The organism is Planococcus sp. TJ-302 (assembly GCF_058268455.1).
Window position 1 is genome coordinate 374,963 of the sequence record NZ_JBZDOI010000001.1, and the last position, 15,585, is coordinate 390,547.

General features: G+C 49.8%; 14 protein-coding genes and 1 other annotated feature. Of the genes, 11 read left to right on the top strand and 3 right to left on the bottom strand.

From position 1 onward, the window contains the following. The first annotated feature begins 1 nt into the window (after position 1). The 4 genes from scpA (at position 2) to AC4EHB_RS01955 (ending at position 4,813) form a co-directional block, all read left to right on the top strand. Entirely contained in the window at positions 2 to 2,149 is a 2,148-nt protein-coding gene (gene scpA / locus AC4EHB_RS01940) for a methylmalonyl-CoA mutase (protein WP_490973902.1), read from the top strand. Beyond that, on the top strand, positions 2,149 to 3,216 hold the full coding sequence (gene meaB, locus AC4EHB_RS01945) for a methylmalonyl Co-A mutase-associated GTPase MeaB (RefSeq protein ID WP_490973903.1): 1,068 nt from the start codon (positions 2,149 to 2,151) through the stop codon (positions 3,214 to 3,216). Before scpA ends, meaB begins: the two co-directional genes overlap by 1 nt. 67 nt (positions 3,217 to 3,283) lie before the next feature. Then, positions 3,284 to 3,724, top strand: a complete 441-nt coding sequence (locus AC4EHB_RS01950) for a BrxA/BrxB family bacilliredoxin (RefSeq protein WP_490973904.1) — start codon at positions 3,284 to 3,286, stop codon at positions 3,722 to 3,724. Positions 3,725 to 3,829: 105 nt separating this feature from the next. After that, positions 3,830 to 4,813 (top strand): aromatic acid exporter family protein, encoded by a 984-nt coding sequence (locus AC4EHB_RS01955; RefSeq protein ID WP_490973905.1) that lies wholly within the window; start codon positions 3,830 to 3,832, stop codon positions 4,811 to 4,813. Between the two features lie 559 nt (positions 4,814 to 5,372). Here AC4EHB_RS01955 and prli42 read toward each other — a convergent pair. Then, positions 5,373 to 5,468: a stressosome-associated protein Prli42 gene (prli42, locus tag AC4EHB_RS01960; RefSeq protein ID WP_490973906.1), complete on the bottom strand. Its 96-nt coding sequence runs from the start codon at positions 5,466 to 5,468 to the stop codon at positions 5,373 to 5,375. Between the two features lie 166 nt (positions 5,469 to 5,634). Here prli42 and mce point away from each other — a divergent pair, with 166 nt between their 5' ends. The 5 genes from mce to rnz all read left to right on the top strand — a co-directional run bounded on the left by mce (position 5,635) and on the right by rnz (position 11,067). After that, entirely contained in the window at positions 5,635 to 6,033 is a 399-nt protein-coding gene (mce, locus tag AC4EHB_RS01965) for a methylmalonyl-CoA epimerase (RefSeq protein ID WP_490973907.1), read from the top strand. Positions 6,034 to 6,048: 15 nt separating this feature from the next. Further along, a complete protein-coding gene (locus AC4EHB_RS01970) occupies positions 6,049 to 7,590 on the top strand; it encodes an acyl-CoA carboxylase subunit beta (protein ID WP_490973908.1) in 1,542 nt (513 codons plus the stop codon). A 17-nt stretch (positions 7,591 to 7,607) separates the two neighbouring features. Continuing rightward, on the top strand, positions 7,608 to 8,726 hold the full coding sequence (locus AC4EHB_RS01975) for a M20/M25/M40 family metallo-hydrolase (protein ID WP_490973909.1): 1,119 nt from the start codon (positions 7,608 to 7,610) through the stop codon (positions 8,724 to 8,726). Positions 8,727 to 8,873: 147 nt separating this feature from the next. Further along, entirely contained in the window at positions 8,874 to 10,115 is a 1,242-nt protein-coding gene (locus AC4EHB_RS01980) for a DNA polymerase IV (RefSeq protein ID WP_490973910.1), read from the top strand. Positions 10,116 to 10,122: 7 nt separating this feature from the next. Beyond that, the gene (gene rnz, locus AC4EHB_RS01985; RefSeq protein ID WP_490973911.1) at positions 10,123 to 11,067 is read left to right on the top strand and encodes a ribonuclease Z; all 945 of its coding nucleotides are present in this window, start codon (positions 10,123 to 10,125) and stop codon (positions 11,065 to 11,067) included. A 413-nt stretch (positions 11,068 to 11,480) separates the two neighbouring features. On the opposite strand, the gene namA is transcribed toward rnz, so the two are convergent. Both namA and proC read right to left on the bottom strand, forming a co-directional pair. After that, on the bottom strand, positions 11,481 to 12,497 hold the full coding sequence (gene namA, locus AC4EHB_RS01990) for an NADPH dehydrogenase NamA (RefSeq protein WP_490973912.1): 1,017 nt from the start codon (positions 12,495 to 12,497) through the stop codon (positions 11,481 to 11,483). Between the two features lie 54 nt (positions 12,498 to 12,551). Beyond that, on the bottom strand, positions 12,552 to 13,355 hold the full coding sequence (gene proC, locus AC4EHB_RS01995; protein ID WP_490973913.1) for a pyrroline-5-carboxylate reductase: 804 nt from the start codon (positions 13,353 to 13,355) through the stop codon (positions 12,552 to 12,554). A gap of 252 nt (positions 13,356 to 13,607) precedes the next feature. Next, positions 13,608 to 13,813, bottom strand: a binding site (T-box leader). A gap of 118 nt (positions 13,814 to 13,931) precedes the next feature. On the opposite strand from proC, the gene AC4EHB_RS02000 reads away from it, so the two are divergent. Both AC4EHB_RS02000 and AC4EHB_RS02005 read left to right on the top strand, forming a co-directional pair. Next, positions 13,932 to 14,879 (top strand): MBL fold metallo-hydrolase, encoded by a 948-nt coding sequence (locus AC4EHB_RS02000; RefSeq protein ID WP_490973914.1) that lies wholly within the window; start codon positions 13,932 to 13,934, stop codon positions 14,877 to 14,879. Positions 14,880 to 14,991: 112 nt separating this feature from the next. Then, positions 14,992 to 15,552, top strand: coding sequence for a DUF3221 domain-containing protein (locus tag AC4EHB_RS02005; RefSeq protein ID WP_490973915.1), 561 nt, complete (start codon positions 14,992 to 14,994; stop codon positions 15,550 to 15,552). Positions 15,553 to 15,585: the final 33 nt, after the last annotated feature.

Genomic DNA, 15,585 nt, shown 5'->3' on the forward strand with positions numbered 1-15,585 from the left:
CATGGCAAAACCGGATTTTTCAAATGTCGATTTACAGCAATTGGCTATAGAGCTTCAAGAAGGGGTTCAAAAAGAACCGTTTGAAACGAATGAAGGCATCGCCGTCAAACCGGTGTATTCACCGCAAGACATGGAAGGCGTTGAAGACAGCTTGCCTGGTTTTGCCCCGAATGTACGCGGCCCTTACCCGACGATGTACGTATCACGTCCGTGGACCGTGCGCCAATATGCCGGATTTTCAACGGCTGAAGAAAGCAATGCTTTTTACCGCCGCAATTTGGCAATGGGCCAAAAAGGGCTTTCAGTCGCATTTGATTTGGCGACGCACCGCGGCTATGATTCCGACCATCCACGCGTTGTTGGAGATGTCGGTAAGGCCGGCGTCGCCATCGACAGTGTTGAAGACATGAAAATTTTGTTTGATGGCATTCCGCTCGACCAAATGTCGGTGTCAATGACAATGAACGGCGCAGTTGTGCCAATTATGGCCTTTTACATCGTGGCAGCAGAAGAGCAAGGCGTGTCGCCGGAGCAACTTGCCGGCACGATCCAGAATGATATTTTAAAAGAATACATGGTGCGCAATACGTACATTTACCCACCTGCAATGTCGATGAAAATCATTGCAGATATCTTTAAATACACGTCCGAAAAAATGCCGAAATTCAACTCGATTTCGATTTCCGGCTACCATATCCAGGAAGCGGGAGCGACGGCAGATATTGAATTGGCGTATACGCTTGCCGACGGACTGGAATACGTCCGCACCGGCCTTGCAGCCGGCATTGGCATCGATGCTTTTGCACCACGCCTGTCATTCTTCTGGGGCATCGGCATGAACTATTTCATGGAAATCGCGAAAATGCGTGCAGCCCGCGCCATTTGGTCGAAAATGATGAAATCGTTCGATCCACAAAACGACAAATCATTGGCACTCCGAACACATTCCCAGACTTCGGGCTGGAGTTTGACCGAGCAGGATCCGTTCAATAACGTCACGCGTACGCTGATCGAAGCGAATGCGGCGGCAATGGGCCATACCCAATCGCTGCACACAAATGCACTTGATGAAGCCATTGCTTTGCCAACCGACTTTTCTGCCCGCATTGCCCGTAACACGCAATTATTCCTGCAGGAAGAAACCTTAATGACCAAAGTCATCGATCCATGGGGCGGATCGTATTACGTCGAATCGTTGACCAATGAATTGATGGAGAAAGCTTGGCAATTGATTGAAGAAGTTGAAGAGCTTGGCGGGATGGCGAAAGCGATCGAAACCGGCTTGCCTAAAATGCGCATCGAAGAAGCGGCTGCGAAAAAACAGGCGCAAATCGATTCGAACGAAGAAATCATTATCGGCGTCAACCGCTACAGATTGGATGAAGAAGACCCGATTGACATTTTGAACATCGACAACACAATGGTGCGCAAAAAGCAGATCGAGCGCATCGAGCGCATGAAAGCGACGCGTGACAGTGCGAAAGTCGGCGTGGCATTGCGCCGTCTGGCAGCTGCGGCTAAAACCGGGGAAGAAAACATCCTGGAATGTGCGGTGGAAGCGGCACGAAATCGCGCAACATTAGGTGAAATATCGGATGCCATTGAAGAGGCTTCCGGACGGCATAAGGCGGTGATCCGTTCAGTGAGTGGCGTATACAGTTCGAACTTCTCGAATCAGCAGGAAATGGAAACCGTCAAAGAAATGACGGAAGACTTTATTGAGAACGAAGGGCGCCGTCCGCGCATCCTGATTGCAAAAATGGGGCAGGACGGTCATGACCGTGGAGCGAAAGTCATCGCGACAGCATTCGCGGACCTTGGATTTGATGTGGATATCGGGCCGTTGTTCCAGACGCCTTCCGAAACTGCGCAACAAGCTGCGGAAAATGACGTCCACGTCATCGGCGTCAGTTCGCTGGCAGCCGGGCATATGACATTGGTTCCGGACTTGGCAGCTGAACTGAAGAAAATCGGCCGTGAAGACATCCTGATCGTTGTCGGCGGCGTCATTCCGGCGCAGGATTATGAGTTCCTGCGCAATAACGGAGCGAGCGCCATCTTCGGACCCGGAACGGTCATCCCGGTTGCGGCACAAAAAGTCATTGAAGAGATATACAGCCGTCTTGGCTATGAGGAAGTGGCCGACTGATGGACCGCGAAAAAGGATCCCGGCGGGTCATGGGAGGCGTCAAAGCCAGTCACGACGGCATGCAGTCTGCGCCGCGCAAGAAATTCAAGAAGCCGCAGGCGCAGGGCTTCAAAACAGCTGAACTGGCTGAAGGGGTGATGAGTGGATCGCGCATCCATTTGGGCAAAGCGATTACGCTGCTGGAAAGCTCGAATCCGCAAGACAAGCAAATGGGTCAGGACTTGTTAAATCAGCTACTGCCGCATACCGGAAACAGCATTCGCATCGGCATTACCGGTGTGCCGGGAGCGGGCAAAAGCACGTTCATCGAAACCTTCGGCGAAATGCTGACGCGGCTGGGCCATAAAGTGGCAGTGCTCGCCATCGACCCGAGTTCGTCGGTTACCGGCGGCTCAATTCTTGGCGATAAGACCCGGATGGAAAACCTGGCAAGAAATCCAGGAGCGTTCATCCGGCCGTCGCCGACTGCCGGAACGCTCGGCGGCGTCCACAAGAAGACACGCGAAACGATGCTGCTCTGCGAAGCGGCAGGCTATGATGTCATTTTGGTGGAAACTGTCGGGGTCGGCCAAAGCGAGACTTTGGTGCGCGGAATGGTCGATATGTTTTTGCTGCTTGTTTTAACTGGTGCGGGGGATGAACTCCAAGGCATGAAGAAAGGCATTCTGGAATTGGCTGACGCTATCATTGTCCACAAAGCGGACAGAGACAACATGAAGCTTGCTGAGAAGACTGTACGCGAATACAAAGGAATTCTACATTTTCTGCAGCGGGCGACTGAAGGCTGGAAAACGCAGGCGCTGCCGGCATCTTCACTTGAAGAAACAGGAATCCGAGAAATTTGGGATATGGTGAAACAATTCGAGGATACGGTCAAAGTGAGCGGTTATTTCAATGTGCGCCGTCAGGACCAGACGAAAGACTGGTTCCGTTCGATGATTACTGATGAATTGCTGAGCCGTTTCTACGGCGATCGGGAGCGCAGCGACAAGGTCAAAACGCTCGAGCAGCAAGTCCTGAAAGATGAGCTCACCGTATCACAAGCCATAACGGATTTATTCGAGTAAGCTTTTTTGCAAGTCTTTTCAAGTCCTGCTATGATTGAAAGAGGAAATAATAAGGAGTTGTTAACGGATGGCTATGGATTTTAACTTTATGATGAACGATATCGTTAAACAAGCGCGCCAGGAATTAGTAGACGGCGGCTATACACAATTGGAAACTGCAGAAGAGGTCAATGAAGCCTTTGCACAACCCGGCACGAGCCTCGTTATGATCAACTCGGTCTGTGGATGCGCAGGTGGCATTGCACGCCCTTCAGCATTGCATTCCGTGCATTACGACAAACGCCCGGACCGTCTATTGACAGTTTTCGCTGGACAAGATAAAGAAGCGACTGCACAAGCGCGCCATATTTTCGGCGATGACCACTTGCCGTCATCACCGTCATTCGTCTTGTTGAAAGACGGAAAAATGGTGGAGGAAATCGGCCGCCATGAAATCGAAGGGCATGACCCGATGTCTGTTATCACACACATCCAGGAATTGTTCGAAAAACATTGCAATGAAATTTAATGCAAACATGCCCCTTTCATAGGGGCATTTTTTTATAGAAAGCGTTTTCTCAATCAATGAAATCGATGAAAATGAACAGAATCTGGCTAAAAAGAGGAGCGGAACATGAAACTGAAGCGTTTTTCAATTGGCTATCGGACAATGAAGACAGCGGCTGGCGCCGCAATTGCGATATACCTGGCGCAGCTTTTGCAATTGGATTATTATGTATCAGCTGGAATACTGGCAATTCTTTGCATTCAGCCGACAAAGAAAAAGTCCATCCGGGCAGCGTTTTCGCGTTTTGTCGCAAGCCTCATCGGCATCGCCTACGCATTCGTCTTTTTTGAAGGCATCGCTTACCATCCAATCGTGTTCGGCGTCATGATTCTGCTGTTCATCCCAGTTTTGGTGTCGCTGAGATTTTCAGATGGTTTTGTTTCAAGTGCGGTCATCTTGCTGCACATCTACGACTCGAAAAATTTGACAGGCGGCCTTTTGCTGAACGAAGTTGCGCTCATGGCCATCGGCTTCGGCACCGCGCTCGCGGTCAATATCTACATGCCTAGCATTGAGAAAAAACTGGATGATTACCGCAATCAGATCGAGATGCTGTACTCTACGATCTTCAAGGAAATCGCCAATTACCTGCACCAAGGCGAATCGTCGTGGAGCGGCGCTGAATTGATGGAAAGCGAAAAGCTGGTGAAAAAAGCAAAAGCGCTTGCTTACCAGGACGTTGAAAATCATGTCACCCGGTTAGAGAACAAATACTACCGTTATTTCGATATGCGGGAGCAGCAGCTCGACATTATCGAGCGCATCCTTCCAAAAATTACCGAGCTGCCAGTCGAGGTCGGACAATCCCATCTAGTGGCTGAATTTCTCGAGGATTTAGCAGCACACGTCCATTCAGGCAACACGGCTGACCAATACCTTGGCAAACTCGACGCAGTGAAAGCGGACTTCGCCAAAATGCCGTTGCCCGACAACCATGAAAAGTTTCTGGCAATGGCGGCACTGTACCAAGTGATCGAGGAAATGGAAAGCTATTTGGAGATCAAGTCGTCTTATCAAGGATTCACCAATAAAAAACCAGCAGAAGCATAGGCTTCCGCTGGTTTTTTTATTGGTTGTTGAGATACTATTAATAGGTTTTTGATTTCGCTTCAGGCGGACGCGTTCCGCGGGCGAGCGCCGAGCCGCTTCGTCGCTGCGCTCCTGTCCCTGCATCGCTACGCTAGCTTCGGGACATGAAAACCCGTTGCAGGGTCTCGTCTGTCTCGCTATCCCGCAGGAGTCGCCGCCTTCCGCTTTAGTTAAAGGTGAATCTCAAACCAAATTATTTCTTTTATAGAAGTGAGGTAATGATACAATTGCTGCACTCTCTATACAATTTCCAGATATGGAGCAATATAGCTCCGACTCCCGCGGGGTAGCGTAGCGACGAAGTGCTGAAATCCACTCGGGCGTCAGCACGAGTTAGTTCGGCGCAAGCCCGCAGGAAAGAAATTGGCCGAAGGTCGTTCGGCCAATTCTTTGCGACGAAGCTAGCGCAGCGATGCAGGAGCATATGTTTTAGCGGGGCTGTTTTGTGGAATATCGACATTAATATATGGCATATACAAAGAAACCCCCAGCAGAATTATCTGTTGGGGGTTTTAAATACTTATACGATGAAGCTTAGGCCCATTAGCAATGATGACAAAAGCATCAAGGCGATCATAGAATAGACAACAATTTTGCGGAAAACTTGGTTTCTCATTAACAAATTGCTCCTTTATAACGTTTTAGTCTTTGAAGAAATGATAGCATATTTTCCGAAACATTTATAGGGAGAGCTTTTGAGCCGCTAAATATAGATGAACAGCTAGAGTTTTGGCGTCCAAATCTGTACAATAAAATAGAACATACAAAAGGAAGTGAAAAAGATGAAGAAAGTCGACCATATTGGAATAGCGGTGCGGAATCTGGAACAAGTCCTCCCATATTACACGGACGTTCTCGGCTGCCCTTTATTGAAAATCGAAGAAGTGGAATCGCAAAAAGTGCGCGTGGCATTCATCGATGCTGGCAACATCAAATTGGAGCTTTTGGAGCCGATGGATGACACTAGCCCAATTTTTAAATTCATGGAAAAAAGAGGCGAAGGCATTCATCATATCGCGTTCGGTGTCGAAAACATTGAACAACGCATGGCGGAGCTGCGCGCAGATGGGGTGCAATTGCTGAGCGAAACGCCGAAACCGGGAGCAGGCGGTGCGTTAGTGGCTTTCTTGCATCCAAAATCATCAAATGGGGTATTATACGAACTTTGTGAAAAGCAATGATTGAGGAGTGGGAGAATGGACATTTACGAAAGAATCAATGAATTGTATGACCGGAAACGTGAAATAGAGCTTGGCGGCGGCGAAGACCGAATTGCCAAGCAGCATGAAAAAGGCAAGCTGACAGCGCGCGAGCGGATCGACTTGCTGGTGGATGAAGGGTCATTCGTTGAATTGAGCCCATTTATGGAACATCGCACGACGGATTTCGGTATGGCGAAAGGGCCAGGTGAAGGGGTTGTCACCGGCTACGGTAAAGTTAACGGCCGTCCGATTTATTTGTTTTCACAAGATTTCACGGTGTTCGGCGGAGCGTTAGGGGAAATGCACGCGAAGAAAATTGCAAACGTCATGGATTTGGCAGCGAAAAATGGCGCTCCATTTATCGGCTTGAACGATTCTGGCGGTGCACGCATCCAAGAAGGCGTCTTGTCGCTTGATGGCTATGGCCATATTTTCTACCGCAATTCGATTTATTCCGGCGTGATTCCGCAGATTTCCGTAATCATGGGGCCCTCTGCTGGCGGCGCGGTGTATTCACCAGCCATCACGGATTTTGTCTTCATGGTCGACAAGACGAGCCAAATGTTTATCACCGGCCCGAAAGTCATCGAAACGGTAACAGGCGAAAAAATTTCGTCGGAAGATCTTGGGGGATCAAAAGTACATACCGCAATCAGCGGAAATGCGCATTTCCGCTCGGATTCTGAGCAAAGCGTGCTGGAAATGGTGCGCCGTTTGATCAGCTATTTGCCACAGAACAACCAGGAATTGCCTCCGCGTCTTGAAGTTGATGACAACGACGATTACCGTCCGAACCTGGCAGACATCGTACCGTACGAAGCGATCCGGCCATATGATGTGCGCCGAGTGGTGGAAGATGTTGTCGACACCGACAGCTTCATGGAAGTACAGCCAGAATTCGCACGCAATATCGTCGTAGGCCTCGCCCGCATCAAAGGCGAAACAGTTGGCCTTGTGTGCAACCAGCCAAAAGTCATGGCAGGCGGACTGGATATCGATTCTTCCGATAAAGCCGCCCGCTTTATCCGTTTCTGCGATTCTTTCAACATTCCATTAATCACGTTTGAAGATGTTACGGGCTTTTTCCCAGGCATCAAGCAAGAACACGGAGGCATCATCCGCCACGGCGCAAAAATCCTGTATGCGTATTCTGAAGCGACCGTGCCAAAAATGACGGTTATTTTGCGCAAAGCTTATGGCGGCGCATATGTCGCGTTAAACTCGAAATCGATCGGTGCGGATTTGGTGTATTCATGGCCGAATGCGGAAATCGCGGTTATGGGACCTAATGGCGCAGCGAACATTATTTTCGCGCGCGAAATAGCGGCGAGCGACAATCCAGAAGAAACACGCGCAGCAAAAATCGAGGAATACCGCGAGAAATTTGCGAATCCTTATGTTGCAGCGGCTGCGGGCATGGTAGATGATGTGATCGATCCACGCGAAACACGCATTAAATTAATACAGGCGCTTGAAATGATGCGCCATAAGAAAGATTCACGGCCAGCGAAAAAACATGGCAATATGCCTTTATAAGAGAAGGGGTACCAATCTTGAAAAAAGATAGATTACTGAACGAATTTCTTGAGTTGGTGCAGATCGACTCCGAAACGAAAAATGAAGGCGAAATTGCTGTTGTGTTAAAACACAAATTAGAAGCGATCGGGTTTCATGTAGCAGAAGATAATTCATCTTTCCATAACGGCCACGGCGCGAATAATTTAATTGCCACATTGCGCGGCGCTGCACAGGACGTTCCAGCCATCTATTTTACGGCGCATATGGACACGGTTGTGCCGGGCAGGGGCGTCAAGCCGGTGGTGCGCGATGGTTATGTGCAATCCGATGGCACGACGATTCTCGGTGCGGATGACAAAGCAGGCATAGCGGCGCTGCTTGAAATGATCCGTTCGATTCAGGAAGCCGAGATAGAACATGGCGATATTCAATTGGTGATCACGGCTGGCGAGGAAAGCGGTCTTGTGGGAGCAAAAGAACTGGATGCCTCACTCCTGTTCGCGAAATACGGCTACGCAGTCGACAGCGACGGGCAAGTTGGCGGCATTGTCACCTCTGCGCCGTACCAAGCGAAATTATGGACTACAATCCATGGCAAGACAGCTCATGCGGGCGTTGCGCCTGAAAAAGGCATCTCCGCTATCACCATTGCGGCTAAAGCCATTTCAAAAATGGCTTTGGGCCGCATCGATTCGGAAACGACGGCGAATATCGGCCGTTTCGAAGGCGGCAAAGCGACGAACATCGTCTGCGATGAAGTACATATCCTGTCGGAAGCCCGTTCTATCAAGGAAGAAAAGTTGGCTGCGCAGACAGCTCATATGGAATCGGTCTTTGAAGAAATGGCTGAAAGCATGGGCGGAAGCGCAGAAACAGAAGTAAAGCTGATGTACCCGGGCTTTCATTTCGCAGAAACTGAACCGGTCGTGGAAATCGCGAAAAAAGCGGCGGCGAAAATTGGCCGTCCTTCACCGGTGCTGACAAGCGGCGGCGGAAGCGACGCCAACATCTTTAACGGTTTCGGCATTCCGACGGTCAATCTTTGCGTTGGCTATGAAGAGATCCACACGAAAAAAGAGCGCATGCCGATCGAAGAACTCGAGAAGCTGGCTGAGCTTTTAGTGGAAATTGTCAAAGAGTCCGCTAAAGTCTAGAGCGTTAAAATAGCACGTCAAAAAGAGAGGGCGGTCCCGCCCTCTCTTTTGCTTGCCCTCAATCCATGGCAGGAGCGGTACGGGCATACGACCGGGCGCTGTGGTAAAATAAAGCAATAGAAGTCAATGAAAAGTGGAGCGATTAACATGGCGGGTCGAGTGATATTTCATATCGATATGAATAGTTTTTACGCATCGGTGGAGCAATCCCACGATCCAAGCCTGAAAGGCAAGGCGTTGGCGATTGCGGGAAACCCGAAAGAGCGGCGCGGCATCATTGTGACGTGTTCTTATGAAGCTCGGGCTCACGGCATCTACACGACGATGCAAGTCCATGAAGCGAAGCGCAAATTTCCGGACTTGATTTTGATGGCGCCGAACTTTGAACGTTACCGGACCGCATCAAAAGCGATGTTCGACATTTTGCGCTCATATACCGACAGCGTCGAGCCGGTGTCGATCGACGAAGGCTATGTCGATGTTACGGACCTGGCAGAGTTGCATCATCCGGTTGCACTTGCGAAGGAAATCCAACAGCGCATGCTTTCTGAGCTGGATTTGCCATGCTCCATCGGCATTGCGCCGAATAAGTTTCTGGCGAAAACCGCTTCCGATATGAAAAAGCCGCTCGGCATCACGATTTTGCGGAAACGGGACATCCAGCAAATATTATGGCCGTTGCCAGTTATCGATATGCACGGCGTAGGCGAAAGCACGGCAGCCAAATTCAAGCGTCTGGGCATTGAAACCATCGGCGAATTGGCAGTAGCCAATAATGGCTTATTGAAAGAAAAAATGGGCAAGAATGCTTTGCGGCTGCAGAATCGGGCAAATGGCATTGATGACCGCCTTGTCGACCCTGATTCGATCTATGACACCAAAAGTGTCGGCACCTCGACGACGTTGCCGATTGACGAAACCGATGAAACAGAATTAAAAGCGGTATTCAAACGGCTGTCCCAAAAAGTGGCAAACAGGCTGGAGTCAAAAGAGCTATCCGGACCGACTGTCAGCATCCAGACGCGCAGTTCCGATTGGAAAAACCGCACACGCAGCATCACGCTGAAAAACACTGTTTGGAAAGCGGATGACATTTTCCGCAACGCATGGCAGCTGTTTACAAAGCATTGGAACGGCGAAGCGCTGCGGCTGGTCGGCGTAACGGTGTCGAACGTTGCTGACAAAGGGGACATGACGGAACAATTGTCCATCTTTAATTTTCAAGAACACGCAAAAGAAGAACCGCTATTGGAGCTGATGTCGAAATTGGAAGCTAAATTCGGCAAAAGCGTGCTTATTAAAGGCGCGAAATACAAAAAAACTTCGTATGATTCCAAAACCAGTTTCAGCAAGGATTTTTTGGATGACCACGACCACGATAGAAAGTAGGGACATTATGCAGTTATTATTTCTGGGGACAGGGGCAGGCATGCCTTCAAAAATGCGCAATACAAGTTCGCTGGCCCTGAAACTGTTGGAAGAGCGCGGTACCGTCTGGCTGTTCGACTGCGGTGAGGCGGCACAACACCAAATCTTACATACGACAGTGAAATTGCGGAAAATCGAAAAGATTTTCATTACCCATATGCACGGCGACCATATTTTTGGACTGCCGGGGCTTTTGGGCTCGCGTTCGTTCCAAGGCGGGGACGAGCCGCTCGGCATCTATGGCCCGCCAGGCATCCGGGAGTACGTGGAAACGGTTTTGCGCTTGAGCCGAACGCACTTGACCTATGATATCTCATTCCATGAACTGGGAGAAAAAACTGTTTTCGAAGACGGTACGATGGTGGTTGAAGCGGCAGAGCTTGACCATGCTATTCCGTCCTGGGGCTACCGCATCACGCAAAAACCGCTGCCGGCAAAATTGCAGATCGAAAAAGCGGCGGCGCTCGGTGTCCCTAAAGGACCATTGCTGGCGAAGCTGAAAAATGGGAAAGACGTCTTGCTTGAAGACGGTCGGACAGTGCGCAGCGAAGACGTCACTGCTGTGCAGCAGCCCGGATTTGTCGTAACGATTCTCGGGGACACTCGGTTTTGCGAGAACGCCGTGGCGCTTGGCAAGGATGCCGACGTTTTGGTCCACGAAGCGACTTTTGACAGCGACACCCAGAAGCTCGCGGCGGATTACGGCCATTCGACATTTTTGGACGCAGCCCGCACCGGCAGCTTAGCGAAGGCTAAAACCGTCATCGCAAACCACATCAGCGCACGTTTTTTGCCGGAAGATGACAAGCGGCTCATCGGGCAAGTCAAAGATGTGCATTCCGATTTCCACATCGCCCGTGATTTGCTGGAATTCGAATGGCAACAGCAAACAAGGGAAATCAAAAAAAAATAAGAATTAATTGGAAAGCCAAGGAATGCCGATGGCTTTATTTGGGATAATATTAAAAAACTTATGGAAATAATAGAACAAGTGTTCCCTTTATGTTAAAATAAAAGTACAGCTGCATGAGGACGGTTTGGCCATTCCCGGAAAGGGGGTGGTGATATGACGATTACAGAATCATTCGGTCTCGTTTTTACGAGCATCGGTTTGACGATCAGTGCAGTGACTTTGGTCGTTTCCATGATTTTAGTCATTAACAAAAAAAAATAACCGTCCCTTGTGGTAGAGGAAAGACGGTTATTTTCTGAAACCAAGATTTCCAGCCAACCGCTCTTGCGCGGCATGCAGCTGGCCGAATGCCTAGGCATTCGGTTTTTTGCGTTACATTAAGTATACTAAATTAGCCGTTTTTTGCAACTGCCTTATAACCAGCCGCGCTCATACGGCACAGGAACGTCTATGTCGGCTTTCAATTCTTTTGCCGCCGCGTAAGCCCAGTATGGTTCGCGAAGCAGCTCACGCGCCAGGAAGATCATATCCGCGCGTCCGTTCTGCAGGATTTCTTCTGCATGCAGCGCGCTCGTGATGAGTCCGACAGCGCCTGTGTCGATTGGCGTTTCGTGTTTGATGGTCTCAGAGAACTTCACTTGATAGCCAGGGAACACCGGTATCTGTGCCGCCACCAATGCGCCAGAACTGACATCGACCAAGTCGACGCCTTGCTGTTTCATCCATTTCGTCATTTCCACGTATTGCTCAGGCGTCATGCCGCCATCAGTGTAATCATGTGCGGAGATGCGGACGAATAACGGGCCATCCCATACTTCATTGACCGCATCGATTGTTTCACGCAGGATGCGATAGCGGTTTTCCGGAGTGCCGCCGTATTCGTCGTCCCGTTTATTGGACAAAGGTGACAGAAATTCATTGATCAAATAGCCGTGCGCTCCGTGCAGTTCGATGACATCAAAGCCCGCTTTTTTGGCGCGGAATGCTCCGTCCTTGAACGCTTGCACGGTTTCATGGATTTCATCAGCGGTCATTTCAACCGGTGTCTGGTATTTATCGTTGAAAGCGATGGCGCTCGGTGCTTGAATCGGGCCTTCAACGGTCGCCTTTCTGCCAGCGTGTGCCAGTTGAATACCGGTTTTCGCGCCGTTTTGCTGCATCAGGTGAACAATTTCTGCCAAACCGTCGATGTGGCTGTCGTCCCAAATGCCAAGATCGCGGGAAGAAATGCGCCCTTGCGGCTGGACTGCTGTCGCTTCGACGATGATCAAGCCGACCTGGCCGACTGCGCGTGTCGGATAATGCACACGGTGCCAATCAGAAACTTGGCCGTCCTCTTTATCGCTTTGGTACATGCACATCGGCGCCATGACGATGCGGTTTTTAAATGTGGTGTCCTTGATCGTATATGGTTCAAACAACTTTGCCAATAAAAACGCCTCCTTCAAATTCTTCCCAACTGTTTTTCAGTATACCAGAAGGCATTATTTGAATTCCCGTCCTAAGGCTCGCGCACGGTCTGCTGCGTCTTTCACGCATTCGCCGACAATCCCCTTGAAGTTGTTTCGCTCGAGTGCAGCGAGGCCAGCTGCTGTGGTTCCGTTCGGACTGGTGACTTTTTTGCGCAATACAGCGAAATCTTCATGCTGCAGCATATCGGCCGCACCTGAGAAAGTCTGCCGGACGAGCCGTTTGGCATCAGCGGGCGACAAGCCGTTGGCTATCGCAGCTTCTGTCATCGCTTCCGCGAAATAATAGATATACGCCGGCCCGCTGCCCGCAACGGCAGTCACCGCATCAATCTGCTTTTCGTCGACTACAGTGACACTGCCAATCGAAGACAGCAAATCCCGCAAATCGTGCTGCTGGTCGAGCGTTACATATTTGCTCCACGCAACACCGGTTGCGGACTTGCCGACTTTCGCCGAAGTGTTCGGCATGGCGCGGGCGACAGGGAAGTTGCCGACATGTTTCTGGATTGTTTCAATCGATACGCCGGCAACCACAGAGATGATGACGGTGTTGCCGGTCAAATTGTCTTTAATATCCGTCAGTGCAGCCTCGACATCTTTCGGTTTCATCGCGAGCAAGATAAAATCAGCGTTGCGCAATTCCTGCCGCTCTTTCTGGACAATCTTCACGCCGTACTCATCGCTCAACAATTCCAGCCGGTCACGGTCGGACTTGTTCATCACAGCGATATCCTCCGCTTTTAAAATCCTTTTGTTAATCCAGCCATGGATCATCGATTCCGCCATGGAACCGGCTCCTACGCATACAATATTCATATTCAGCACTTCCTTTTCTTCTATAGTAGATACATGAACTCTAAATAAATGTTTGAACCTTTCACGTTGCCTTGCTGCAGAGCATATGACCCTCGAGTCGCTTCAACCTGTCTAGCAATGGCAAAGAGCGCCATAACCATTCAGGCTTCCAGCGCTTGTCGGTGCAAAACGGGCAATTCCGCTTTTCCAGGTGGCCAGCCCCGACAGGCGCCTGCGCTTTTCCATATAAAAAAGCGCAATCGTCCCTGCTTTTGCAAGGACGAAAACGCTTGGTTTCCGCGGTACCACCTAAGTTTGCCACAATGGCACTTCTCGAGATCCTTAACGCGGACGGACGGCCGTGTTTTGCACGGCAGCTCAAAAGCAGGTTCGGGAAGGGAGCGGGGGTGTGCGTTTCAGCAGGAGCACACTCTCTGGACACCTTCATCTTCCGTACTGGCCTTTTTCTTCGCTTATATATGTACATGCATTATAGGGGGATTTTGCGTGTTTTGTCAAATGGCTCCGTTGCGTGACGGCGCGGCCGTTTCGCGGTATGATAGATGAATAGTCATTCAGTTTAGAGGAGATGGAAATATGAGTTTACATAAAATTATTATTCCGACGCCTTTTGCGGTTGGGGACGTTAATTCTTATTTAATGAAGGGCGATATGCTGACGTTAATCGATGCAGGGCCAAAGACGCCCGAAGCTTGGGAAGCACTGAAAGCGGGGCTGAAAGAGGCAAATGTGGAGCCAGCTGACATTGAACAAGTCGTGCTGACGCATCACCATCCTGACCATGCTGGCTGGGTGGATGGCTTCAAAAACTCTACATTATATGGCCATCCATATAATGATTTGTGGCTTCGTCGGGACCAAGCCTTTTTCGATTACCACGACGCCTTTTATTTGGAACGCTTAAAAGAGGAAGGCGTGCCGGATGATTTGATGTTCTGGGTCAAGAAAATGAAGCGCCCGCTGAATTTGCTTGGCAGCCGGCCGCTGGATATGGCAATTAATGAAGGAGATACGCTGCCCGGCCATCCGGACTGGGCCGTGCTGGAGACGCTTGGCCACGCGCAAAGCCATTTGTCGTTCTGGAATAAAGAAACGGGCGAAATGATCGGCGGAGACCACGTTATCGCGAAAGTGAGTTCCAATCCGCTCATCGAACCGCCCCTAAACCCAGATGAAGGCCGTCCGAAATCATTGCTTCAATATAATGCATCATTAGCGCGGCTGCTCCAAATGCCGATTGACGTCATCTACAGCGGCCACGGCGAAGAAGTGCGCAATGTCCATGAACTGGTCACGCAACGGCTCGAGAAACAGCACCAACGGGCAATGAAAGTCCTGGCGATGATCAAGCAAGAAGAAGAGACGGTATACGGATTGACACAAAAATTATTCCCTCATGCCTATGAGAAAGAATTGGGATTGACGTTGTCGGAAACAATCGGCCAGATCGACTACCTGCTTGAAGAAGGTCAGATTATCGAACGGCTCGGAGAAAATGGCATTCTCTACTATAGCAAGGCTTAAGAGAATAGCTGCTTGCTATTGCAACAGGTCGCTGGAGCGGTTAAAATAAACCTGTTGGACTTTTCTAATAATGACGATACACCCCTGATCAACTAGCAAAGGAATGGATAATTTGAAGAAATTCGGTTTAATGATTGCTGGCCTGATGTTTTTGGCTGCATGTTCAGATGATAAAAAGGCAGAACCTGCCGCAAAAGAAACAGCGCCTCCAGTAGAACAGGAAGTGGCAGCGGAGCAGCAGGAAATGACGGAAGAAGGCTATATCACGCAAGTGACAGCAGACAAGATTCTCGTCAATAATATTTATTTCGATATTCCGGAAGAAGTGGCGGTCCAGCTTAAAAATGGCGAAGAGTCGACAGATGGCGTCATCAGCGACATCCGCACCGGCATGAAAGTCAACGTTGAATACACAGGCCCGCTTGCTGATGGATTTCCGCTAGAAGCACAGGCTGAAACCGTATCAATCTTGAACGACGCGGAATCGAAAAAAGAATCAGAAGCTTTGCTGGCGTTCATCGAAGGGGAGCAATTGCCTCGTTTGCTGATGCTGGGGCAGCCGCTTGTGCGCGACAACCAAATTGGTTTCCTGTTCACCAATATGGAAAACGGCAAGATGTCTGAAGTGAAAATCGACCTTGATACACATGAATATACAATAGGTGGAGAGTGAGAGCAGCTGCGGCTGCTTTTTTTTTATGTATTT